The following is a 22,383-nucleotide window of genomic DNA, read 5'->3' on the forward strand; positions in this document are numbered from 1 at the left end:
GTGTGATGATGGGCGGCGGGCGCCCGTAGGGGACGGGCGGCGCTCCCCCGGGGAGCGGGCATCGCAACGGGTACGGGGAACGGAACTGTCATGACCAGTCGGCTGCTCATGTCGTACAAGGCCCAGGCCGGGCGGGCCGGGGCGCCGGTCCGGGAATCGGCGGGCGTGGCCGGGTCCACGCGGGCCACGGCCATCCTGGACCACGACGACCCGCTGGTCGGGGCCCTCGCACGCCGGGTGCTGAGCGAGGCGACACCGCGGGACGCACTGCGGACCGCGCACCGGATCATCGCGCGGAACGTGCGCCCGGTGTACTCGGTGGAGGACTGCCGGCGCGTGTCGCGGACCCTGCGGCTGCGGCGCGGCTCGTGCAGCCAGCGGATGGCCGCGCTGGAGGCGGTGGCCCGGGCCGTGCGCGTACGGACGCGGGTGCGCGGGCTGCTGGTGGACGGCACCTTCTGGTATCCGAGGTTCCCCAGGCTGAAGCCGTTCGTGCCGGAGCAGGTGCTGCTGGCCTGGCCGGAGTTCAGGATCAGCGGCGCGTGGCTCCCGATCGGCGATCTCTTCGACCCGCCCGGCCGGGGCGGCGACGGCTTCTCCAACAAGGGCGGCGAGACCCTCTTCGACGCGATCGCCCGTACCGGCGTCCGGTGGGACGCCTGCGGTACGGCCCCCGGCGCGGCCTGCGACCTCTCCGCCCAGGTGGTCGCCGACCTCGGCCACTTCGACGACCGCGACGAACTCTTCGCCCGGTACGGCCAGACCCTGTGCCGGACGGCGCGCACCCTCGGCGAGCCGGTGCTCGGCCGCTGGAGCGCGGGAGCGGTCCGCCCGACCGCCTGACGAAGGGCGGAGTACCGACTCACGAAGGGCGGAGGGCGGAGGGCGGACGAGGGGGCCGACGGAGCCCCCGGAGGCCGCCCCACCCCCGCGCCTCACGGACGGAGGGCGCCGGTCAGCCGCCCGCGCCCCGCACCGTGAAGCCGGTCACCAGCCCTCCGCCCTCGCGCCGGAACGCGAAGGGCGCACCGCCGTGGGCGGCCGCGACCGCGCGCACGATCGACAGTCCGAGCCCGGAACCGGGCAGACTGCGGGCGTCCGGGGCACGATAGAAGCGGTCGAAGATGCGTTCGAGGTCGCAGTCCGGGACGCCCGGCCCCCGGTCCAGGACCTCCACGCGGACGACGTCCGGCCCGCCACTCGCCTCCCACAGGCCCCCGACGTCACGCGCACCACCCGACGCACGCGCACCGCCCGTCTCACACGAGCCGCCCGATTCCCGCACGCCGCCCGGCTCGCCGAAGGCCCCCGGCCCCGCCGCGCCCCCGAGCCCCCGCAGGCCCTCCGGCTCGCCGCCCTGCCCCAACTCCTCCAGGCCGCCCAGCTCTCCCAGGCTTCCCGCCGACCCCCGCGCCACGACGACCACGATCGCGCCGGACCCCCCGCGATCGAACTTCGCCGCGTTCTCCACCAGGTTGGAGATGGCCCGCTGGAGAGCCCCGGCCCGTCCCTCGACGGTCGTGTCACCGGCCACGCGGACGACGACCTCGCGGCCGGTACGGCGGCGGGCGGTCCCCGCGACCTCCTCGGCGAGATCGGCCAGTTCGACCCGCTGCACGGGCTCGGTGCCGGACTGTCCGGCCGCGAGGTCCACCAGCTCGTTGACCAGATCGGTCAGTTCGAGCGCCTCCTGGGAGAGGTCGTCGACGAGTTCCGCGCGCACCCGGGGCGGCAGCTCGTCGATGCGCCGGAGCAGCGAGATGTTCGTCCGCAGGGAGGTGAGCGGGGTGCGCAGCTCGTGCCCGGCGTCCTGCACCAGCCGCCGCTGGTCCTCCTCCGACTGCGCGAGGCGGACCAGCATGCGGTCGAAGGACCGGCCGAGCCGCCCCACCTCGTCCCGGCCCGCGACCGGCACCTGGATGCCCAGCTGCCCGGTGCGCGCCACGTCCTCCGCCGCCCCCGCCAGTTGCACGAGCCGCCGGGTCTGCCGCCGGGCCAGCCACCAGCCGAACAGCCCGGCGGAGATGACGATGCCGGACACGAACAGCAGGGTCCGCTGCTGCAGCTCCCGCAGCAGGTCCTCGGTGTCGCTGAACTCCTGGGCGACCTGGACGGCACCCCGGCCGCCGCCCAGCGCGACGGTCACCACCCGGTAGCGGTCGTCGCCGACCTCGACCTCGCCGTGCTCGACCATCACCCCGGGCAGGGCCGCGTCGGCCGTGCGCCGGTCCGCGTCCCGTACGGGCAGGCCGGGGGCGCCCTTCTCCAGGATCTCCCCGTGCGGGCCCAGCACCTGGACGTCCGTGCGGCCGGAGCGGATCAGGTCGTCGCGCGGGCCGCCGCTGCCGCTCGGCGCGAAGTCGTCCGGGGTCAGCCGGTCCTGCTCGACCAGCTCCCGCAGATCACGGACGACCTCGGAGAACACGGTCTGCTCGTCGACCCGCACCAGCCGCGCGGCCGCGCTGTAGCTGAGGATCCCGACGAGGACGGTGACGACACACGCGACCGCCACGAACGACACGGTGAACGTCGCCCGCAGCGAGGGGACCGGCCGCAGCCGGGAGAGCAGCCGGGACAGTGTCCGCACGGGACGCGGCGGCACCGGGCGCGCCCTCAGTCTTCCCGCAGCGCGTACCCCACACCCCGCACGGTGTGGATCAGCGCCGGGGCGCCCGGCTCGTCCAGCTTGCGGCGCAGGTAACCGACGTAGACGGCGAGGTTCTTGGAGCCGGGCCCGAAGTCGTAGCCCCAGATGCGGTCGTAGATCGTCGCGTGGTCGAGGACGATGCCCGCGTTGCGGACGAGGAGTTCCAGGAGGTCGAACTCGGTCCGGGTCAGCTCCAGTTCGCGCGTCCCGCGCCAGGCCCGTCGCGCCTGCACGTCCATCCGCAGCCCGGCGGCGGTGAGCAGCCCGCCGGTCTCCGGGGCCCCGGTGGCGGTGACGGTGGCCGCGCCGGCCGGCGGCGGGAGGGGCCGGGCGAAGCCGTCCGCGTTGCCCGTGCGCCGCAGCAGCGCGCGCAGCCGCGCGAACACCTCCTCGACGTCGAACGGCTTGACGACGTAGTCGTCCGCGCCGGCGTCGAGACCGGCGATCCGGTCGGCGGTCTCCACCAGCGCGGTGAGCATCAGGATCGGTGTCCGGTCGCCCTCGGCGCGCAGCACACGGCAGACCTGGAGCCCGTCTATGCCGGGCATCATCACGTCCAGCACGAGCACGTCGGGCCGGGTGCGGTGGGCCTGGGCGAGCGCCTCGACGCCGTCGGCGACCGCCGTGACCTCGTACCCCTCCAGGGTCAGCGCGCGTTCCAGGGCATGGCGGATGGCGCGGTCGTCCTCGGCGAGCAGCACGTTCTGGGGCACCCCCCCAGTCTGCCAAGGTCACCGGCGCCCACCACCTCGTCAGGGGCGCCGGGCGGCCCTTCTTACCGGCCTCTCACCCCGACCGTTACCGGCCTCTCACTCCGACCGCGTGCCCGGCTTACCCCGCCGGAGCAGCGTCGTCCGTGTGACACCCGCCCGCACGGGAACCCGGCCGGAGCGAACAGATGGAGTACAAAGGGTCGAAGCAGCCAAACCGCCATCATCAGCAACACAATCAGACAAACGTGCCACCTTCGTACAGCCGCACCATCGGACCCCTCACCCGTCGGGAAGGCAGGGCATTGAGCCGCCGCATGAAGATCGTTTTCCTGCTGCACAACGCGTACGCCATCGGCGGCACCGTCCGTACGACGCTGAACCTGGCGTCGGCGCTCGCGGACCACCATGACGTGGAGATCGCCTCGATGGCCCGCCACCTGGACGAACCACGCTTCGCGGTCGACCCCCGGGTCACGCTCGTCCCCCTGGTGGACATCCGCCCCTACAGCCCCGACCTGCGCGATCCGGCGCAGGTGCAGCCCGCCGTGGACTTCCCGACGGCGGACAAGCGGCACCGCCAGTACAGCCGTCTCACCGACCTCCGGGTCCGCGCCTATCTGGCCCGCTGCGGCGCGGACGTGGTCATCGGCACCCGTCCCGGCATCAACGTCTACGTCTCCCGCTTCGCCCCCCGTCGCGCACTGCGGATCGGCCAGGAGCACCTGCGCCACGACGCCCACGGCAAGCAGCTGCGCAAGGTCCTCGCCCGCCACTACCGCACCCTGGACGCGGTGGTGACGACCACGGCGGCGGACGCGGCCGTGTACCGCGCGCGGATGAGACTGCCGGGCGTACGGGTGATGCCGGTGCCCAACATCGTCCCGCCGGCCTCGGTCGCGCCGTCGGACGGCACGGCTCCGGTGATCGCGGCCGCCGGCCGGCTGGCCCGCGGCAAACGCTACGACCTCCTGCTGGAGGCGTTCGCGAAGGTCGCCGCGAAGGAACCGGACTGGCAGCTGCGCATCTACGGCGGCGGCGACCAGAGGGGCCGGCTGGAGGCCCTGGTGGAAGAGCTCCGGCTCACCGACCGGGCCCATCTGATGGGCCCGCACACCCCGATCGAGGAGGAGTTCGCGCGCGCCTCGATCGTCGTCAGCGCCTCGGACGCCGAGTCGTTCGGGATGACCCTCGTCGAGGCCATGCGCTGCGGCGTGCCCGTCGTCAGCACCGACTGCCCGCTCGGCCCCGCCGAGATCGTCACCGACGGCGTCGACGGCCGTCTGGTCCCGGTCGACGACCCCCACGCCCTCGCCGAGGCCCTGCTGGACCTCATCGCCGACCCGGACCTGCGCCGCGCCATGGGCCGGGCCGCCCTCGCGAGCGCCCACCGCTACGACCCGGCCCCGATCGTCGCCGAGTACGAGCGCCTCTTCGCCGACCTGCGCGGGACGCGGGTCCACCGCACCTGGGAACGGGGGGCGACCCGGGTGCGGGCCTGGCTGGGCCGGGGGCTGCGCTCGTGGAGGAGGGCGGCTCCGGCGTACTTCGGGGGCGCGGGGAACTGCGCGAGCAACCACAACCAAAGCGCGGCCTGACCCCGACCGCCCCCGACGGCGCATCTCAGACCCGAAGCGCCGCCAACTGCTCCGCAAAGGGAACAACGACGAACCCCTCGGTGCCGGTCGCGGGAGCAGGGCTGGTCGCGGTAGCGGTGCCGGCCCCGGTCCCGCGCTCGACCGGCGGAGCCACCCGCCGGGAGAGCCCAGCCATCAACCCGGCCAACTCGGCCGCCGCCCGCTCGATCCGCCCGGCCAGCCCCTCCGCCCCCCAGTCCTCGGAGGCGGCGTACACCGCCGTGGGCACCACCACGGCCCGCAGATACGCGAACAGCGGACGCATCGCGTGCTCCAGCACCAGCGAGTGCCGGGCCGACCCGCCGGTGGCGGCGACCAACACCGGCTTGCCCGCCAGCGCGTCACGGTCGAGCACGTCGAAGAAGGACTTGAACAGACCGCTGTACGTGGCGGAGAACACCGGCGTCACCACCACCAGCCCGTCGGCCCCCGCCACCGCGTCCAGCGCGGCGGCGAGCTTGCGGCCCGGGAAGCCGTTGGTGAGGTGGTGGGCGATCTCCACGGCCAGTTCGCGCAGTTCGACGACCTGGACCTCCACCGAGGCGTCCTGTGCAACGACCGCCGCGGCCAGCCGGTCCCCCAGCAGCCGGGTGGACGACGGCACGCTCAGCCCGGCGGAGACGACGACCAGTTTCATGCCACGCGCTCCTTCTTCTCCGTGTCCTTCGACTCCGCGTCCTTCGAGTCGGAGCCCGGCTTCCCCGCGTCCTGCCCGGCCGCGGCCAGCAGCGACGCGTGCGTCGGCGCGTCCGGCACGTCCGCGGGGCGGCCCTTCGCGAACTCCGCGCGCAGCACCGGCACGACCTCCTCGCCGAGCAGGTCCAGCTGTTCCAGGACGGTCTTCAGGGGCAGCCCCGCGTGGTCGAGCAGGAACAGCTGCCGCTGGTAGTCACCGGCGTACTCCCGGAAGGCCAGCGTCTTCTCGATCACCTGCTGCGGCGACCCGACGGTCAGCGGCGTCTGGTCGGTGAAGTCCTCCAGCGACGGCCCGTTGCCGTACACCGGCGCCACGTCGAAGTACGGCCGGAACTCCCGTACCGCGTCCTGCGAGTTCTTCCGCATGAACACCTGGCCGCCGAGTCCCACGATCGCCTGCTCGGGCGTGCCGTGTCCGTAGTGGGCGTACCGCTGCCGGTACAGCTCGACCATCCGCTTGGTGTGGTCGGCCGGCCAGAAGATGTTGTTGTGGAAGAAGCCGTCACCGTAGAAGGCGGCCTGCTCGGCGATCTCGGGCGAGCGGATCGAGCCGTGCCAGACGAACGGCGGCACGTCGTCCAGCGGGCGGGGCGTGGAGGTGAACCCCTGCAGCGGTGTGCGGAACTTGCCCTCCCAGTTCACGACGTTCTCGCGCCACAGGCGGCGCAGCAGGGCGTAGTTCTCGACGGCGAGGTTGATGCCCTGCCGGATGTCCTGCCCGAACCACGGGTAGACGGGTCCGGTGTTGCCGCGCCCCATCATCAGGTCCACCCGGCCGTCGGCCAGGTGCTGGAGCATCGCGAAGTCCTCGGCGATCTTCACCGGGTCGTTGGTGGTGATGAGGGTGGTGGAGGTGGAGAGGACGAGCTTCTCCGTGCGCGCGGCGATGTAGCCGAGCATGGTCGTGGGCGACGACGGCACGAACGGCGGGTTGTGGTGCTCGCCGGTGGCGAAGACGTCGAGGCCGACCTCCTCCGCCTTCAGCGCGATCTCGACCATCGCCTTGATGCGCTCGCGCTCGGTCGGCGTCCGGCCCGTGGTGGGGTCCGGAGTCACGTCTCCGACACTGAAGATCCCGAACTGCATCATCGCTGCCACCCTCCCAGGTTGTTTACGATTCAACTATACCCGTGAACGAGCGCCCCCTCTCCACTATTCCTCTCTTCTTTCGGCGCCCGGGCGCCGCCGCCGGACACAGGGCACTGCGGGACCCGTGCACTGCGGGACCCGTGCACTGCCGGACCCAGGCACTGCCGGACCCAGGCACTGCCGGACCCAGGCACTGCCGGACCCAGGCACTGCCGGACCCGGGCACTGTCAGTGGCCGTCCCTACGCTGTCCCCATGGCCGCCCCACGCCGTGACACCCGAGGCATCGTCGACGCCGGGGAACTCTTCGCCCGGGTCCGCTTCCGCCGCCGCGAACCCGCCGAGCCGCTGCGCCCGTATCTGGAGCACTACTGGCTGATCGACTGGGACCTGTCCGAGCCGTACGTCTCCCAGGTCGTCCCGCACCCCTCGGTGAACATCGTCTTCCAGCGGCACGAGGGACAGGAGCCCTTCGCCGAGATCTCCGGCATCGGCCTCGGTCTCTTCACCCAGAGACTGGAGGGCAGGGGCCGGGTCTGCGGCATCCAGTTCCGCCCCGGCGGCTTCCGCCCCTTCGCCCCGTCCCACCCCGCGACCCACTGGACCGGCCGCCGCGTACACCTGCCCGAGGCGCTGCCGGGCCACGGCATCACCCCGGCCCCGGTCCTCGGCCCCGACGACGAGGACGCCCGCGTCGCCGCCCTCGACGCGTTCCTGACCGGGCTCGCCCCGGCCCCCGACCCCCAGGCGGACCTCGCCATGGCCCTGGTCACCCGTATCCGCGCCGACCGCACGATCCGCCGCGTCACCGACTTCGCCCGCGCCGAGGGCGTCTCCGTACGCGTCCTGCAGCGCCTGTTCTCGGCGTACGTCGGCGTGGGCCCCAAGTGGGTCATCCTGCGCTACCGCATCCACGAGGCCCTGGAACGTGCCGAGACCGACCGGGCCGTCGACTGGGCCGCCCTCGCCGCCGACCTCGGGTACGCCGACCAGGCCCATCTCGTCCGCGACTTCACGGCGACGGTGGGGGTGCCGCCGAGGGCGTACGCGCAGGCGCTGTCCCCGGTCTGAGAGGAGGCCGCCCGGCGGCTACTTCGCGTGCAGGACCGCGTAGATCATCACGAAGGCGACGATGTGGATGCCGAAGAGGAAGTACGCGAGGTACCACCACACGTACCGCTCGTTCCTCTTCTCCTCGGCGAGCCGGCGCTTCTCGGGGGTCAGCCCCTCCTCCGCGCTCACAGCTCCCGGTGGACCTTGGTGTTCGAGGCCTGCGCGCGCGGGCGCAGCACGAGCAGATCGACGTTGACATGGCTGGGCCGGGTGACCGCCCAGGCGATCGTCCCGGCGACGTCGTCGGCGGTCAGGGGCTCGGCGACACCCTCGTAGACGCGCGCCGCCTTCGCCTCGTCGCCGCCGAAGCGGGTCAGGGCGAACTCGTCCGTCTTCACCATGCCGGGCGCGATCTCGATGACCCGGACCGGCGTGCCGACGATCTCCAGCCGCAGCGTCTCGGCGAGGACGTGCGCGCCGTGCTTGGCGGCGACATAGCCCGCGCCTCCCTCGTACGTCCCGTGCCCGGCCGTCGACGACACCACGACCACCGTGCCGTCACCGCTCGCGGTCAGCGCGGGCAGCAGGGCCTGGGTGACATGGAGGGTGCCGATCACGTTCGTCTCGTACATCGTGCGCCAGTCGGCCGGGTCGCCGGTGGCCACCGGGTCGGCACCGAGCGCGCCGCCCGCGTTGTTGACCAGCACGCCGATGGTCCTGAACGCGCTCGCGAACTCGTCGACCGCCGCGCGGTCCGTGACGTCCAGGGGGTACGCGGTGGCCTGGCCGCCCGCCTCGTTGATCTCCTCGGCCAGCGCCTCGATCCGGTCCTTGCGGCGCGCGGTCAGCACGACGCGGTACCCCGCGGCGGCGAGCTGCCGGGCCGTGGCGGCGCCGATCCCGCCGCTCGCACCGGTGACGACGGCGATGCGGGAGGCGGCGGACGGTACGGCGGTGGCCATGAGCTGCTCCTGGACGTGTGCGCGCGGGTGGACGGACCGAACGGGGATCCGCGAAGCCAGGATAGGCGCGCGGTGAGACAATGAGAGGGGTGATCCCCTGCACAGGAGGTGGATCATGGGACAGGCCCGCGAGCTGATGGACCAGCTCACCGAGGCGCTCACCACACACCAGGACCCCAAGACCATCGCGAACCTCTTCGCGGAGGACGCGGTCGCCCACACCCCCGACGGCGGCGAGATCCACGGACGGGACGACATCGCCGAGTACTGGCGCCAGATGACGGACGCCGTGCCCGACGCCACCTTCGAGTCGCTCGCGTCGTTCGAGGTCGGCGACACCGCCGTCGACGAGGGGATCTACAGCGGCAGGAACACCGGCCCGCTGGAGTTCCCCGACGGGACGTCGATCCCCGCGACCCAGCGGAACATCCGGATACGCGGCGTGGACTTCGCCACCGTCCAGGACGGACAGATCACCAGCTACCGGCTCTACTTCGACCAGATGGAGTTCCTGAACCAGCTCGGCCTGCTCCCGGCCGAACCGGCACAGCCGTCGTAGCCCGTGAGGGCTCGGCGGGGCCGTGCCCGTGAAGGGCTCAGCCCTTCACGCACACGACCTGCTTCAGCTTCGCCACCACCTGCACCAGGTCCCGCTGCTGGTCGATGACCTGCTCGATCGGCTTGTAGGCACCCGGGATCTCGTCCACGACACCGGAGTCCTTGCGGCACTCCACACCCCGCGTCTGCTCCTCCAGGTCCTTGGTCGAGAAGCGCCGCTTCGCCGCCGTCCGGCTCATCCGCCGGCCGGCGCCGTGCGAGGCCGAGTTGAACGCCTTCTCGTTGCCGAGGCCCTTCACGATGTACGAACCGGTGCCCATCGAGCCGGGGATGATCCCGTACTCCCCGGAGCCCGCCCGGATCGCGCCCTTACGGGTCACCAGCAGGTCCATGCCGTCATAGCGCTCCTCGGCCACATAGTTGTGGTGGGCGCTGATCTCGGGCTCGAAGACCGGCTTCGCCTTCCTGAACTCCTTGCGGACGACGTCCTTGAGGAGCGCCATCATGATCGAGCGGTTGTACCTCGCGTACTCCTGCGCCCAGAACAGGTCGTTGCGGTAGGCCGCCATCTGCGGAGTGTCCGCGACGAAGACGGCGAGGTCGCGGTCGACCAGGCCCTGGTTGTGCGGGAGTTCCCGGGCGATGCCGATGTGATGCTCCGCCAGCTCCTTGCCGATGTTCCGGGAGCCGGAGTGCAGCATCAGCCAGACAGAACCGGTCGAATCCGTGCAGACCTCGACGAAATGGTTACCTCCGCCGAGCGTTCCCATCTGCTTTCCGGCCCGGTCCTGACGGAACTTGACCGCGTCGGCCACCCCGTCGAACCGCTCCCAGAAGCCGTCCCACCCGCCGGACGCGAATCCGTGCAGCCGGTCCGGATCGACGGGGTCGTCGTGCATGCCCCGGCCCACCGGGATCGCCTGCTCGATCTTCGAGCGCAGCCGGGAGAGGTCGCCGGGCAGGTCGTTGGCCGTCAGGGACGTCTTCACCGCTGACATGCCGCAGCCGATGTCGACCCCCACCGCGGCCGGACAGACCGCTCCCCGCATCGCGATGACCGACCCGACCGTCGCGCCCTTGCCGTAGTGCACGTCCGGCATGACGGCCAGGCCCTTGATCCAGGGGAGGGTGGCGACGTTGCGGAGCTGCTGCAGGGCGCCCTCCTCGACCGACGCCGGGTCGGTCCACAGACGGATGGGTACCTTCGCGCCCGGTATCTCGACGTACGACAAAACGCCCTCATTCCCCCGAAGAACAGATGAAAGTCTCAGAACGCAAAACCGGCGCCAAGGACGGCGAAAAGGGATGCCGGACCGGCGTCCACCGCAGTGCGTGCGATACACATGGTGCCCGGGGGTCACCCCTGGGCGGCAAGTCAATAACCACAGGCAGGACAGCGCAGGCGTCCCGAGGGACCCCGTCGAGAGGAGCCCCACCGTGCAGCGCAAGGCGTACGTACCCGGCGTCGCCGTGCTCCTCGCGGCACTGCTGGCCGCGTGCACGGGTTCCGGCGACGACGGTTCCCCGGACGACCCACGCCCGGGCGACCCCAGCGCGAGCGCCACGGTCGCCCAGCCCGGCCGCTACGACACACTGCCCGAGCCCTGCGGCTCCGTCGACGAGAGCACCCTCGACCTCCTCCTCCCCGGCATCGGGCAACTCCCCGGCGCCACCCAGCGCAAGCAGGCGTACAAGGGCGAGGCCACGCAGACGTACGACACGGACCGCAACGCCGGCTGCCGCTGGAAGGTGCAGTCCGCGGACGCCACCGACTATCTGCTCGTCCGCTTCGAACGCGTCGTGTCCTGGGGCAACGCGGTCAGCGACGACAGCAAGGCGCAGGAGGTGTACGGCGGCAAGGTCGAGGCGGCCGACCTCCCGGAGCCGGCGCCGAGCGACACCGAGGAGGAGACCGGGGCGAGCGACGAGGAGACCGGCGCCCCGGCGGAGACGGGCGCGGGCACCGCCGAGGCGTCGGCGCGTCCCAGCGTCTCCGGGTCGCGCGCGGCCTCCCCGTCCGGCTCCTCCACGTCCACCGCCGGCTCCTCGGGTTCCGCGGGTTCCTCCTCCCCTTCCCCGTCCGGCACCCCCGCCTCCCTCCAGCCCCGCACGCTCGACGGCCTGGGCGACGAGGCGTTCCTCGACGACCAGCTCGGGGCCAGCAAGCAGCGGACGGTGACTGTGGTCTTCCGCACGTCGAACGTGATCGTGACCGTCGAGTACGAGGAGCAGCCGGCGACCACGACGGTGGTGCCGGACAGTGAGGAAATGCAGGACAGGGCCCGGAATCTGGCGGACCTGCTGGCCGCCGCGTTCGACGACTGAGGGACGCTCGGGGGCGTTTCGGGCGCCCGCGTGAACCACCTGAATCAGAACCGCACTTCTTCTTCACCGCGTACGGTGGCCTCTCGGAGACCCGATCCGATTGTGAAGGAACCATGCAACGAGCCGCAGAGTCAGATCAGCATCAGTCGCCGCGCGTCGCGCGTTCGCCGCGGATGACGCGCGTCGGGCACCTCGGGCGTCCGGGCCGGGCCCGGGTTCTCGTCGGCGCGGCGGTCGTGCCGGCGATGCTGCTGGCGGCCGGCTGTTCGTCGGACTCCGGCTCGGACAGCGCCTCCGGTGACCGGACTCCGGCGGCGGCGGACCGGTCGGCGCCGGAGAGCGCCACCCCCGAGGTGGTCGCGGCGAAGTACGCCTCGCTGCCGGACGCCTGCGAGGTGTTCTCCGACAAGACGCTGAAGTCGGTGGTCCCCAAGGGCGTGAAGTCGGGCAAGGCCATCAACAAGGCCGAGGAGAACGTGACCGGCGACTGCCGCTGGATCAGCCTCGACAACAACGGGGTGGACGGCTCCCAGTACCGCTGGCTGAGCGTGTCGCTGCACCTGCTGGCCTCGGACGAGGCGAACGGGCCCGGTGAGGACCGCGCGGCCAAGGCGTACGAGTCGAAGGTGACCGCGGCGAAGGCCGTGGACGGCGCGAAGAGCGTCAAGACGGAGCCGCTGACGGGCACGGGCGACCAGGCGACGGTGGTCAAGTACGACCTGAAGAAGGACGGCGACACCTTCAAGCAGCAGACGCTCGTGGTGCGCACGGCGAACGTGGTCGTCACGCTCGACTACAACGGCGCCGGTCTGGCCGGTGACAAGACCCCGGACGCGGCCGGGCTGCTGAAGTCGGCGAAGTCCGCCGCCGAGGAGGCGGTGAAGGCGATCGAGAAGGCGAACGACGGGACGGACGCCTCGGCGTCCCCGTCGAAGAGTGCTTCCGGGAAGCCGTCGAAGGGCGCTTCCGAGGAGCCGTCGGACAAGGCGACGAAGCCGTCGGAGAAGGAGACGAAGTCGTCGTCGTCCGGTGGTTCCGGCTCGGACATCAGCTCCGACGCGGGCGGTGGCTCGGATTCCGATTCGGACTCGGGTTCGTCCACGTCCGGCAGCCGGAAGACCTCGTCATAGCCCCCCGCCACCTGCGCTTTCACCGGAGCCCGGTCCCCGTGGGGGCCGGGCTCGGTGGCCTCCGTCCGCTCGTTCGCCGTACACATGTGCCACTCTGTTGCGCGCAACAACACGCAAGGGGAGGGGAGTACGGGTGGCCGCGCCAATGCAGCTGACTCGAATGCACCGCGTTCTCATCGGCGTGGTCGTGTTCGGCGCCGTCATCATCGCCGGAATCGGCTTCGCGGGTTCCTACGCGGCGGTGCGTGAGCTGGCCCTCCAGAAGGGCTTCGGCAACTTCAGTTACGTCTTCCCGATCGGCATCGACGCGGGCATCTGCGTCCTGCTGGCCCTGGATCTCCTGCTGACCTGGATCCGCATCCCCTTCCCCCTGCTGCGCCAGACGGCATGGCTGCTCACCGCGGCGACGATCGCGTTCAACGGCGCGGCGGCCTGGCCGGACCCGCTGGGCGTGGGCATGCACTCGGTGATCCCGATCCTGTTCGTCGTCTCGGTCGAGGCGGCCCGGCACGCGGTCGGCCGGATCGCCGACATCACCGCCGACAAGCACATGGAAGGCGTCCGCCTCACCCGGTGGCTGCTCTCGCCCGTGCCGACCTTCCTCCTCTGGCGCCGGATGAAGCTGTGGGAGCTGCGCTCCTACGAGCAGGTCATCAAGCTGGAGCAGGAACGTCTCGTCTACCAGGCCCGCCTGCGCTCCCGCTTCGGCCGGGCCTGGCGCCGCAAGGCCCCGGTGGAGTCCCTGATGCCGTTGCGCCTCGCGCGCTACGGCGTCCCCCTGGCGGAGACGGCCCCCGCGGGCCTGGCGGCGGCGGGCATAGAGCCCGCGGTGCTGCCGCCGGCGGAGATCGCCCCGGCCGCGGACGTCCGCCCCGGTACGGCCCGTCCGGGCACGGCGGCCCCCGCGGCCGAGCAGCGCCCCCAGCTGGAGAGCGCCCCCGCCGGGCAACCCGACCGGGCCGGGCAGCGGGAGGAGGCGTACGCCGAGCAGGAGCCGCCGGTGGACGAGAGCCCCTGGCTGCACGCCCGCCACCCCCAGGAGGTCCCCTACCAGGGTGGCTACGACCCCTCCTACGACCCTTCGTACGACTCCGAGGAGCACTACGAGGAGTGGCACGAGGAGCAGGGCCCGGACCAGTACCGGCAGACCCCGGACCGGTACCGGCAGGACCCGGACCAGTACCGGCAGGACCCGGAGAACCCGCAGAACCAGGAGTTCTCGCAGTTCCAGCGGTTCGAGCCGGACCCCAGGGACCCCCGCTACCGGCAGCAGCGCTTCGAGACCCCCGAGTTCGAGGAGCAGGACCCCCGGGCCCAGGAACCCTCCCCGGAGGAGACCGGCAGCTTCACCGTCCCGGCCGGGCCGGGCCGCACCCGCGAGCTGGGCGACGGCGGCGGCCCCCCGGAGCCGACGGAGGAGGACTACTACCAGGTCTTCCGCGAGAACACCAAGGGCGGGAACGGGGCGCCCACCCCGCGCGGGCTCATGGCCGACATCGAGGCGACGTACGGCGTCACGCTCGACGAGGCCGAGGCCAAGCGCATGGTGAACCGATTCTCCAACCGCCTCAACGCGGAACTGACGGACGAGCACATCGCCTAGGAACGTCCTGGCGGAGGTGCGTCGGGCGGGCTCCAGCGGGGACCCGCGAAGCGGGCCAGAGCCGCCCCGAGATCCGTCGGCACCGAAGGGCTCAGCGACATCAGCGGCAGGACGACGTACCGCCGCTCGCCCACGCGGAGCCTGCGGTGATGCGTGGCGGCGCCCGGGTACACGGTGATCACCACACCGTAGGTGCCGCCCTTCCAGCCCCGGTGCGACAGCCTGGACACCTCGACGCGGGCGATGTCACGCCAGGCGACGGCGGCCTCATGACGGCCCACGGTGTACGCCAGGCCCTCCTGGGTCAGACGGAGATCGAGCACCAGGGGTCTCTTCAGCAGGCCGCTGAACATCACCACCACGCCCACCGCGAGCCAGAAGATCACGAACCCCAGCCCGGTGCGCCAGTCCCCGTACGCGGCGAAGAGGACGAAGTGGAGAGGGGCGGCCAGGGCCACCGTGTTCCAGTGCGCCACCGTGAGACCCCGGTGGCGGCCCCACGCCCGGAACCCGTGCTCGTCCTCGTGCACCGCCCACTTGGGGCGCCCCGCCAGCGGCTCCCGTTCGATGTCGGCGAGCGATTGCCGGGGGGTGCTCCTCACGGATCCGCCGGGCTCGCGCCGGAATGCGGCGAAGACGTCACCGCCGGTCGGCACGGCTTCCCCCCGTGCCGGGAAACCTCCCGTCGAAGCGGGCTGCCCCCGTCCCGAGAAGTGCTCCTGGAGCCGCAGGTTGCGGAACCGGTAGACGCCGCCACCACGTTGCAGCAGACCGGCCCGGTGCGCCTCCCGCAGGAACGTCATCAGCGACCACGGAACCCGGTCCGCCACCGCCAGACACGTCTTGGCCAGCAGCCACCGGGTCCACGGGCTGAACAGCACGATCAACAGGGCCGCGCCCGACCAGCCGAGCAGCGCCCACACCGCCCCGCCGCCCGACACCTCGGGCAGCAGCCAGTCCATCGCGCCCTGCCCCGCGCCGATGAGCGGGGCGATCGTGACCAGCGAGAGGAGAAGGGCCCGGCGTTCGTCCCGCAGCAGTTCGTCGGGGCCGCTCGTGTCCGCGGTGTCCGACGGCGCGGAGATCACCACGAGCAGCAGGGGTGCGAGGAGTGTGGAGCACACGGTCATCGCGATGAGCGGGGCCGCGTACGCGTAGCTGCTCGTCAGCGCCCAGACGGACAGCGCCGCCGTCGGCAGGACCGGAACGGCGGCGGCGGTCAGTGCCTTGCGCAAGGTGGTGGCCCGGCCGGCCGAGCGCAGGGCGGCGCCCAGACGAAAGGGGTTCGTGAGCCGCCGTGGCCGTCCGTCGTCGTAGCGGCGGAACCACAGTCTGCGGAACGCCAGGAGCAGCCCGGTCAGGACCAGGCCCGTCGAGAAGGGGAGTTCCGCCCCGATCCGTAACGCGGACGCCTCGGGTCTGTCGGACGACTCGGCCGCGGCACCGACGAGGAACCCGTCCAGCACCTTGATGCCCCAGGCGCTCAGCGCGCACAGCAGGGGCACCGCGAGCACGGTGACGACGCGTACCGCGGGCACCCGGTGCAGCCGCCACCACGCGAACTCGGTTCTCCCACCGTTCGTCAGATGGGCGGCCAGGAAGGCCAGATGACGTCGGGCGCGGACGGGGTCCCGGTGACCCGGGGCGTGCAACCGGTCCGGGGCGTGCGGCAGCGGGCCGAAGACGGCGGGCACGATGTGTTCCAGCAGGTGTCCCTCGATCGAGGCGGGCGTGGGGAACCGCCTCGGGTCGATCAGCTCCGCGGGGTCGGTGTACGGCGCCGCGTACCCCCGGCGGGCCAGCCAGAGCATCAGCGGGTTCGACAGGGCGAGCGCGATCGGCTCGGGCGGGCTCTCCCGCAGTTCCTCGAAGACCGGCTGCCATCGGTCCAGGTGATGCGGGTGCGTGCCGCTCTCCAGATAGGCGAGCGCGTCCGGGCCGTCGACCGGCAGTGCCTCGACGGCGGCGGCCGAGGAGATGCCGTTCATGTCCCGCACCACGCCGCGGTAGGCGGCGGTGCGTGAGGTGAGGATCAGCGGATCGCCGTCCCCCAGCGCACGGTTGAGGGCCTCGACGACGAAGGACCTCCGGTGCGGGGGGAGTTCGTCCAGTCCGTCGAGCACGGGCAGGATCAGGCCGTCGGAGACCAGGCGTTCCGCCGGGTGCCGGCCGCCGACGCGCGGCAGGGCGGGGTGGTCCTCGGCGATGCGCCGGGCCAGCCAGGTGTGCAGATGGTCGCGTTCGGCGTTCCACGTCTCCAGGGGGAGGAACACCGGCACCGGGCCGCTGCCTGCTCCTCTGAACCGCCGGGCCAGCAGGTCCAGCGTCAACAGGACCGCCAGCGTGGTCTTTCCCGCGCCGGCCTCGCCGAGCACGACCAGGCGCCTCTGGCGGAGCGCCAGGAACGCCTCGGCCATGGTGCCGACCCGGTCGCCCCGTCCCGCCACCTCGCCGCCGACGTTGTACGCGTGATCGGCGTCGGGCCAACTGGCCCTCCACCGCACCCGGATGGGCTCCGGCTTGGCGATGTCCCAGGCGTTCGCCTCCGCACGCCACTGCCGGAGCACGTTCTCGGCGAGGGTCCGGGCGGCCCGTTCCAGCGGATCGGCCGGTAACGGGGCCTGCTGGACGAACTGCAGAACGGCCGGCCCGTTGATCACGCCGATCTGGACCAGGGTCCCGATCGTGCTGTCGACGACGATGTTGTCGCCGAACGAGGGAGCGCTCAACTGCCGGGCCCGTCGGCCGGGGGGTGCTGCGCCGAGTCGATGGTCAGGTTCCCGGTGAACTCACCGATCTGTACGGCGGGTCCGTGCACGACGCTCCCCGTGATGCTGTTGCCGGACGCGGCCGGCCCGCCTCCCGGGGACCCCGCTCCGCCACCGGTCCGGTACGGGGGCGCCGGCGCCCCGGCCGCCGGTGCGCCGCCCAGACCCTCGGTCATCTTCCGCAGCTCCTGGGTCACCTTCCGCCACTCCCTGGCCGCGGCGGTCCCGTACTCCGTGACGGACTTGCCACTGGGAATCCACTGGAGCTGGCGCAGAGGAGATCCCTGGGTGAGGTCGAACGGGGCGACGTTCACCGGGAACAGCCGGCACTCGCCGGCCTGCCACCGTCGCATCGCGCGGGGGAGCTCCACTTCCATGCAGTAGTCGGACGCCACGTAGTGCGACGACAGGAGCAGCACGATGATGTCGGCCCGGTCGAGCCTGTCGAACAGCGTGGTCTCCCACGGGGCGCCCGGCGGGATGTCCTGGTCGTCGAAGAACTCGACGCCGTTGCGCTCCAGGTCCGCCGCGTGACCGCGGAAGGTCTTCCGGTGGTGCTGTTCCACACGGGCGTAGGTGATGACGACCCGGCACAGAGGATCTGACGTGGCAGGCATAGCTTCCCGATGACGTCTGCGGAACGGCACCCGGGGCATCCTGACCGAGAGTGACCGACCCGTGCGGAGGAGTTGCTGCGGAAGGGCATGACGGTACGACCCGGAAGTGACCGCCGATTCGTAGCGTACGGGTGATGCGTGATGATCGTGACCGTTTCTCCGCAGATCGGCCCACCCGCGGACCGGGGTCCTTCGACCGCCCGCGGACCGGGGTCCTTCGACCGCCCCAGGACGGGGGTCCTTCCACCGCCCAGCACGAAGGGGGTGCCCGATGGGCACCCCCTTCACGGCACCGTCGTGCCCGCTACTCCCCCAGCAGGGACCGCACCCGCTCCTGACCCACCGCCAGCAGCAGCGTGGGCAGGCGCGGGCCCGTGTCACGGCCCACGAGCAGGTGGTACAGCAGGGCGAAGAACGTCCGCTGGGCCGTCTTGATCTCCGGGGGCAGCTCCTTGGGCGTGGCGTCCGCCGGGAATCCGGCCTGCACCTTGGGCACGCCGTAGACGAGGTGCGTGAGCCCGTCGAGGGACCAGTGCTCGGCGAGCCCGTCGAGGAGCAGCCGCAGCGACTGCCGGGACGGCTCGTCGAGCGACTTCAGCAGCTCGCCGTCGGCCTCCGCGCGCACGACGGTCCGCTGGTCGGCGGGAACCTGCGTGTTGATCCAGGCCTCGGCCTTGTCCAGTCGCGGCCGTACCTCGTCGAGGCCGGACAGCGGGTCGGTGGGGTCGAGTTCGCTGAGGATGCGCAGGGTCTGGTCCTCGGCGCCCGCGGTGATGTCGGCGACGGACGCGAGCGTCCGGTACGGCATCGGGCGGGGGGTGCGCGGCAGCTCACCGGCGGCGGTGCCCACCGCGCGCGCGTGGGCGGCCACGTCGCCGGGCAGGGCGGACCCGTCCGCGACCTTGGCGTCGAGCTTGTCCCACTCGTCGTAGAGCCGCTGGATCTCCTGGTCGAAGGCGATCTTGAACGACTGGTTGGGCCGGCGACGGGCGTAGAGCCAGCGCAGGAGCTGCGGCTCCATGATCTTCAGCGCGTCGGCGGGGGTCGGCACGCCGCCCTTGGACGACGACATCTTGGCCATGCCGCTGATGCCGACGAACGCGTACATCGGCCCGATGGGCTGCTCGCCGCCGAAGATCCCGACGATCTGGCCGCCGACCTGGAAGCTGGACCCGGGCGAGGAGTGGTCGACCCCGCTCGGCTCGAACACGACGCCCTCGTACGCCCACCGCATCGGCCAGTCGACCTTCCAGACCAGCTTGCCGCGGTTGAACTCGTTCAGCGCGACGGTCTCGGAGAAGCCGCAGGCGGTGCAGGTGTAGGTCAGCTCGGTGGTGTCGTCGTCGTAGGCGGTGACGGTGGTGAGGTCCTTGCCGCAGCTCCCGCAGAAGGGCTTGTACGGGAAATACCCGGCGCTGCCGGAGCTGCCGTCGTCCTCGGCGGCGGCGCCGGAGCCCTCGGCGGCCTCCAGCTCGGCCTCGTCCACCGGCTTCTGCGCCTGCTGCTTCTTCGCCGGCGCCTTCTTGGTGCGGTACTGGTCGAGGATCGCGTCGATGTCCCCGCGGCGCTTCATGGCGTGCAGGATCTGCTCGCGGTACGCGCCGGAGGTGTACTGCTCGGTCTGGCTGATCGCCTCGAACTCGACGCCCATCTCGGCGAGCGCGTCGACCATGGCCGCCTTGAAGTGCTCGGCCCAGTTGGGGTGGGCGGAGCCCCGGGGGGCGGGGACGGCGGTGAGCGGCTTGCCGATGTGCTCGGCCCAGGTGCCGTCGACGCCGTCGACGCCGTTCGGGACCTTGCGGTAGCGGTCGTAGTCGTCCCAGGAGATGAGGTGCCGGACCTGGTGCCCGCGGCGGCGGATCTCGTCGGCGACGAGGTGCGGGGTCATGACCTCGCGGAGGTTGCCGAGGTGGATCGGGCCGGAGGGGGAGAGTCCGGACGCGACGACGACCGGTTTGCCCGGGGCCCGACGCTCCGACTCCTCGATGACCTCATCCGCGAAACGGGAGACCCAGTCGGTGGTCTCGGTGCTCTGAGCCACGATCGGCACGTCCTCTTTTTCCTGGAGTTTCCATGGCCGCCGGGTACGGTCCCGGGCGGCCGCGCCATTCTCCCAGCCTCTCACTCCGTGGGTCGAACCGGGCGCCCAATTACTCGGGGGTGCGGGTGCGTGGGCGGGCGCGGCTCCGGTGGGGCTCCTCGCGCAGTTCCCCGCGCCCCTGAAAAGCCGGGGCTACGCCCCGAGCTTTCCAGACCACAGGACCGTCGGCTTCCAGGCCGCAGGACCATTGGCTTCCAGGCCCGCAGGACCGCCGCTTCTCAGGCACTGCGGGGCCTGGGCTTTCAGACACTGCGGGGCCTGGGCCTTTCAGGCACTGCGGGCCTGGGGCTTTCAGACACGCGGGGCCCGGGCCTTTCAGGCGCGCGGGGCCTGGGCCTTCAGACACGCGGGGCCTGGGCTTTCAGGCCCGCAGGGGCCTGGTGCATTTAGGGGCGCGGGGAACTGCGCGACCAGCCCCCACCGGAGCCGCACCCGCCCACGAACCCTGCTTTCCAGGCCCGCGGGGCCTGGTCCTCAGGGGCGCGGGGAACTGCGCGAGAAGCCCCACCGGGCCCGCACCCGCCCACGCACAGGACCCCCCCACCCCCACCCCGCCACAGAAAAACCCCTTTGCCCAGCGTGGGATACTGAACGGCATCCACCCGTACCCCAAGGAGAACGGCCCCCCTGATGGCTTCGGTCACGTCCCTCACCGCCTCCGTCCACCAGCGCCTCGCAACCGCCCTCTCGGCCACCCTGCCGACCGCGGACGCGGACCCGCTGCTGCGACGCAGCGACCGGGCGGACTACCAGGCGAACGGGATCCTCGCGCTGGCCAAGAAGGCGAAGGCCAACCCCAGGGAACTGGCGACCCAGGTCGTCGCCCGGGTGGAGTCCGGTGAGCTGATCGGCGAGATCGAGGTCTCCGGCCCCGGCTTCCTGAACATCACCCTCACCGACCGCGCGATCACGCAGAACCTCGCCGCGCGCTACACGGACGACACCGGCCGTCTCGGCGTCCCCACGGCGGAGCGCCCGGGGACGACGGTCATCGACTACGCCCAGCCGAACGTGGCGAAGGAGATGCACGTCGGCCACCTCCGCTCCGCCGTGATCGGTGACGCGGTCGTCCAGATCCTGGAGTTCACCGGCGAGAACGTGGTCCGCAGGCACCACATCGGCGACTGGGGCACCCAGTTCGGCATGCTCATCCAGTACCTGGACGAGCACCCGCACGAGCTGGACCACAAGGACGCCCGGGTGAGCGGCGAGGAGGCGATGTCCAACCTCGACCGCCTCTACAAGGCCGCCCGCAAGCTGTTCGACTCCGACGAGGAGTTCAAGACGCGGGCCCGCCGCCGGGTGGTCGACCTCCAGGCGGGCGACCCGCACACCCTCGCCACCTGGCAGAAGTTCGTCGACGAGTCGAAGATCTACTTCTTCTCCGTCTTCGAGAAGCTGGACATGGAGGTCCGGGACGCGGACATCGTCGGCGAGTCGGGGTACAACGACATGCTGGACGAGACCTGCCGCCTCCTGGAGGAGTCGGGGGTCGCGGAACGCTCGGAGGGCGCGCTCTGTGTCTTCTTCGACGACATCAAGGGCCCGGACGGCAACCGGGTGCCCCTGATCGTCAAGAAGTCCGACGGCGGCTACGGCTACGCGGCGACCGACCTCTCCGCGATCAGGGACCGCGTCTTCCACCTCAAGGCGAACTCCCTCCTGTACGTGGTGGACGCCCGCCAGTCCCTGCACTTCAAGATGGTCTTCGAGACCGCGCGCAGGGCGGGCTGGCTGAACGACGACGACGTCAAGGCGTTCCAGCTCGCCTTCGGCACGGTCCTCGGCAAGGACGGCAAGCCGTTCAAGACCCGTGAGGGCGAGACGATCCGGCTGGTCGACCTGCTCGACGAGGCGATCGACCGCGCGACGGCGGTGGTCCGGGAGAAGGCCGAGAAGGTGGGCCTGACCGAGGACGAGATCGTCGAGAACGGCCGGTACGTCGGCATCGGCGCGGTGAAGTACGCCGACCTGTCGACCTCCGCCGTACGGGACTACAAGTTCGACCTGGACCAGATGGTCTCGCTGAACGGCGACACCTCCGTCTACCTCCAGTACGCGTACGCCCGTATCCAGTCGATCCTCCGCAAGGCGGGCGAGGCCGGCCCGGCCGCCCACCCGGAGCTGGAACTGGCCCCGGCGGAGCGCGCGCTGGGGCTGCACCTGGACCAGTTCGGCGAGACGGTGGCCGAGGTGGCGGAGTCGTACGAGCCGCACAAGCTGGCCGCGTACCTGTTCAAGCTGGCGACCCTGCTGACCTCGTTCTACGACCAGTGCCCGGTCCTGAAGGCCGAGTCGCCGGCGCAGGTCGAGAACCGTCTGTTCCTGGTCGACCTGACGGCCCGCACCCTGCACCGGGGCATGGGACTGCTGGGCATCAGGACGCCCGACAAGCTCTGACCGCCCCACGGCGAACGGACTGCCGCGGCCCGGCCGATCGCGCTCAGGCGCGACCGGCCGGGCCGTTGTCAGTGGCTGCCCCTACAGT

The 22,383-nt window shown here is 71.8% G+C and carries 18 protein-coding genes; 8 read left to right on the top strand and 10 right to left on the bottom strand.

The genetic code is table 11. The features are described 5' to 3' along the window. The first annotated feature begins 90 nt into the window (after window positions 1–90). Window positions 91–843: a transglutaminase domain-containing protein gene (locus PYR72_RS20750; RefSeq protein ID WP_275456698.1), complete on the top strand. Its 753-nt coding sequence runs from the start codon at window positions 91–93 to the stop codon at window positions 841–843. A 112-nt stretch (window positions 844–955) separates the two neighbouring features. Here the strand turns inward: PYR72_RS20750 and PYR72_RS20755 are convergent, their stop codons facing one another. Continuing rightward, complete coding sequence (locus PYR72_RS20755; protein WP_275456699.1) at window positions 956–2,602, bottom strand: HAMP domain-containing sensor histidine kinase; 1,647 nt, start codon at window positions 2,600–2,602, stop codon at window positions 956–958. An 11-nt stretch (window positions 2,603–2,613) separates the two neighbouring features. Beyond that, a complete protein-coding gene (locus tag PYR72_RS20760; RefSeq protein WP_275456700.1) occupies window positions 2,614–3,360 on the bottom strand; it encodes a response regulator transcription factor in 747 nt (248 codons plus the stop codon). Window positions 3,361–3,674: 314 nt separating this feature from the next. On the opposite strand from PYR72_RS20760, the gene PYR72_RS20765 reads away from it, so the two are divergent. Continuing rightward, on the top strand, window positions 3,675–4,955 hold the full coding sequence (locus PYR72_RS20765) for a glycosyltransferase family 4 protein (protein WP_275456701.1): 1,281 nt from the start codon (window positions 3,675–3,677) through the stop codon (window positions 4,953–4,955). 25 nt (window positions 4,956–4,980) lie between these two features. Here PYR72_RS20765 and PYR72_RS20770 read toward each other — a convergent pair whose 3' ends face one another. Both PYR72_RS20770 and PYR72_RS20775 read right to left on the bottom strand, forming a co-directional pair. Further along, complete coding sequence (locus tag PYR72_RS20770) at window positions 4,981–5,631, bottom strand: CE1759 family FMN reductase (RefSeq protein ID WP_275456702.1); 651 nt, start codon at window positions 5,629–5,631, stop codon at window positions 4,981–4,983. Beyond that, the gene (locus PYR72_RS20775; protein ID WP_275460471.1) at window positions 5,628–6,776 is read right to left on the bottom strand and encodes an LLM class flavin-dependent oxidoreductase; all 1,149 of its coding nucleotides are present in this window, start codon (window positions 6,774–6,776) and stop codon (window positions 5,628–5,630) included. Before PYR72_RS20775 ends, PYR72_RS20770 begins: the two co-directional genes overlap by 4 nt. A gap of 257 nt (window positions 6,777–7,033) precedes the next feature. Here PYR72_RS20775 and PYR72_RS20780 point away from each other — a divergent pair, with 257 nt between their 5' ends. Then, window positions 7,034–7,849, top strand: a complete 816-nt coding sequence (locus PYR72_RS20780; protein WP_275456703.1) for a helix-turn-helix transcriptional regulator — start codon at window positions 7,034–7,036, stop codon at window positions 7,847–7,849. An 18-nt stretch (window positions 7,850–7,867) separates the two neighbouring features. Here the strand turns inward: PYR72_RS20780 and PYR72_RS20785 are convergent, their stop codons facing one another. Both PYR72_RS20785 and PYR72_RS20790 read right to left on the bottom strand, forming a co-directional pair. Beyond that, window positions 7,868–8,020: a hypothetical protein gene (locus PYR72_RS20785; RefSeq protein ID WP_275456704.1), complete on the bottom strand. Its 153-nt coding sequence runs from the start codon at window positions 8,018–8,020 to the stop codon at window positions 7,868–7,870. Further along, complete coding sequence (locus PYR72_RS20790; RefSeq protein WP_275456705.1) at window positions 8,017–8,793, bottom strand: SDR family NAD(P)-dependent oxidoreductase; 777 nt, start codon at window positions 8,791–8,793, stop codon at window positions 8,017–8,019. The genes PYR72_RS20785 and PYR72_RS20790 overlap by 4 nt, the downstream gene beginning before the upstream one ends. A 115-nt stretch (window positions 8,794–8,908) precedes the next feature. Between PYR72_RS20790 and PYR72_RS20795 the strand changes: the two genes are divergently transcribed. Next, window positions 8,909–9,352, top strand: coding sequence for a nuclear transport factor 2 family protein (locus tag PYR72_RS20795; protein ID WP_275456706.1), 444 nt, complete (start codon window positions 8,909–8,911; stop codon window positions 9,350–9,352). 37 nt (window positions 9,353–9,389) lie between these two features. Here PYR72_RS20795 and PYR72_RS20800 read toward each other — a convergent pair whose 3' ends face one another. Continuing rightward, window positions 9,390–10,583: an RtcB family protein gene (locus PYR72_RS20800; RefSeq protein ID WP_275456707.1), complete on the bottom strand. Its 1,194-nt coding sequence runs from the start codon at window positions 10,581–10,583 to the stop codon at window positions 9,390–9,392. 205 nt (window positions 10,584–10,788) lie between these two features. On the opposite strand from PYR72_RS20800, the gene PYR72_RS20805 reads away from it, so the two are divergent. From PYR72_RS20805 to PYR72_RS20815, 3 genes are all read left to right on the top strand, one after another. After that, complete coding sequence (locus PYR72_RS20805; protein ID WP_275456708.1) at window positions 10,789–11,676, top strand: DUF3558 domain-containing protein; 888 nt, start codon at window positions 10,789–10,791, stop codon at window positions 11,674–11,676. Between the two features lie 173 nt (window positions 11,677–11,849). Beyond that, entirely contained in the window at window positions 11,850–12,806 is a 957-nt protein-coding gene (locus PYR72_RS20810; RefSeq protein WP_275456709.1) for a hypothetical protein, read from the top strand. 160 nt (window positions 12,807–12,966) lie between these two features. After that, window positions 12,967–14,409 (top strand): DUF2637 domain-containing protein, encoded by a 1,443-nt coding sequence (locus tag PYR72_RS20815; RefSeq protein WP_275460472.1) that lies wholly within the window; start codon window positions 12,967–12,969, stop codon window positions 14,407–14,409. Here PYR72_RS20815 and PYR72_RS20820 read toward each other — a convergent pair. The 3 genes from PYR72_RS20820 to lysS form a co-directional block, all read right to left on the bottom strand. Next, complete coding sequence (locus PYR72_RS20820) at window positions 14,406–17,138, bottom strand: NACHT domain-containing protein (protein WP_275456710.1); 2,733 nt, start codon at window positions 17,136–17,138, stop codon at window positions 14,406–14,408. The two genes, PYR72_RS20815 and PYR72_RS20820, sit on opposite strands and share 4 nt — an antisense overlap. Further along, window positions 17,135–17,794: a toll/interleukin-1 receptor domain-containing protein gene (locus tag PYR72_RS20825; RefSeq protein WP_275456711.1), complete on the bottom strand. Its 660-nt coding sequence runs from the start codon at window positions 17,792–17,794 to the stop codon at window positions 17,135–17,137. The genes PYR72_RS20820 and PYR72_RS20825 overlap by 4 nt, the downstream gene beginning before the upstream one ends. Window positions 17,795–18,098: 304 nt before the next feature. Next, window positions 18,099–19,844, bottom strand: a complete 1,746-nt coding sequence (lysS, locus tag PYR72_RS20830; RefSeq protein ID WP_275456712.1) for a lysine--tRNA ligase — start codon at window positions 19,842–19,844, stop codon at window positions 18,099–18,101. A gap of 681 nt (window positions 19,845–20,525) precedes the next feature. Between lysS and argS the strand changes: the two genes are divergently transcribed. Then, a complete protein-coding gene (argS, locus tag PYR72_RS20835; RefSeq protein WP_275456713.1) occupies window positions 20,526–22,295 on the top strand; it encodes an arginine--tRNA ligase in 1,770 nt (589 codons plus the stop codon). Window positions 22,296–22,383 lie beyond the last annotated feature (88 nt).

The sequence above is a fragment of the Streptomyces sp. VNUA24 genome, from assembly GCF_029167005.1.
GTDB lineage: Bacteria > Actinomycetota > Actinomycetes > Streptomycetales > Streptomycetaceae > Streptomyces > Streptomyces scabiei.

Coding starts and splice junctions, on each gene's coding strand:
- PYR72_RS20780 (WP_275456703.1), top strand. CDS start 7,034: ATGGCCGCCCCACGCCGTGACACCCGAGGCATCGTCGACGCCGGGGAA.
- PYR72_RS20795 (WP_275456706.1), top strand. CDS start 8,909: ATGGGACAGGCCCGCGAGCTGATGGACCAGCTCACCGAGGCGCTCACC.
- PYR72_RS20775 (WP_275460471.1), bottom strand. CDS start 6,776: ATGCAGTTCGGGATCTTCAGTGTCGGAGACGTGACTCCGGACCCCACC.
- PYR72_RS20825 (WP_275456711.1), bottom strand. CDS start 17,794: ATGCCTGCCACGTCAGATCCTCTGTGCCGGGTCGTCATCACCTACGCC.
- PYR72_RS20750 (WP_275456698.1), top strand. CDS start 91: ATGACCAGTCGGCTGCTCATGTCGTACAAGGCCCAGGCCGGGCGGGCC.
- argS (WP_275456713.1), top strand. CDS start 20,526: ATGGCTTCGGTCACGTCCCTCACCGCCTCCGTCCACCAGCGCCTCGCA.
- PYR72_RS20810 (WP_275456709.1), top strand. CDS start 11,850: ATGACGCGCGTCGGGCACCTCGGGCGTCCGGGCCGGGCCCGGGTTCTC.
- PYR72_RS20765 (WP_275456701.1), top strand. CDS start 3,675: ATGAAGATCGTTTTCCTGCTGCACAACGCGTACGCCATCGGCGGCACC.
- PYR72_RS20790 (WP_275456705.1), bottom strand. CDS start 8,793: ATGGCCACCGCCGTACCGTCCGCCGCCTCCCGCATCGCCGTCGTCACC.
- PYR72_RS20815 (WP_275460472.1), top strand. CDS start 12,967: ATGCACCGCGTTCTCATCGGCGTGGTCGTGTTCGGCGCCGTCATCATC.
- PYR72_RS20770 (WP_275456702.1), bottom strand. CDS start 5,631: ATGAAACTGGTCGTCGTCTCCGCCGGGCTGAGCGTGCCGTCGTCCACC.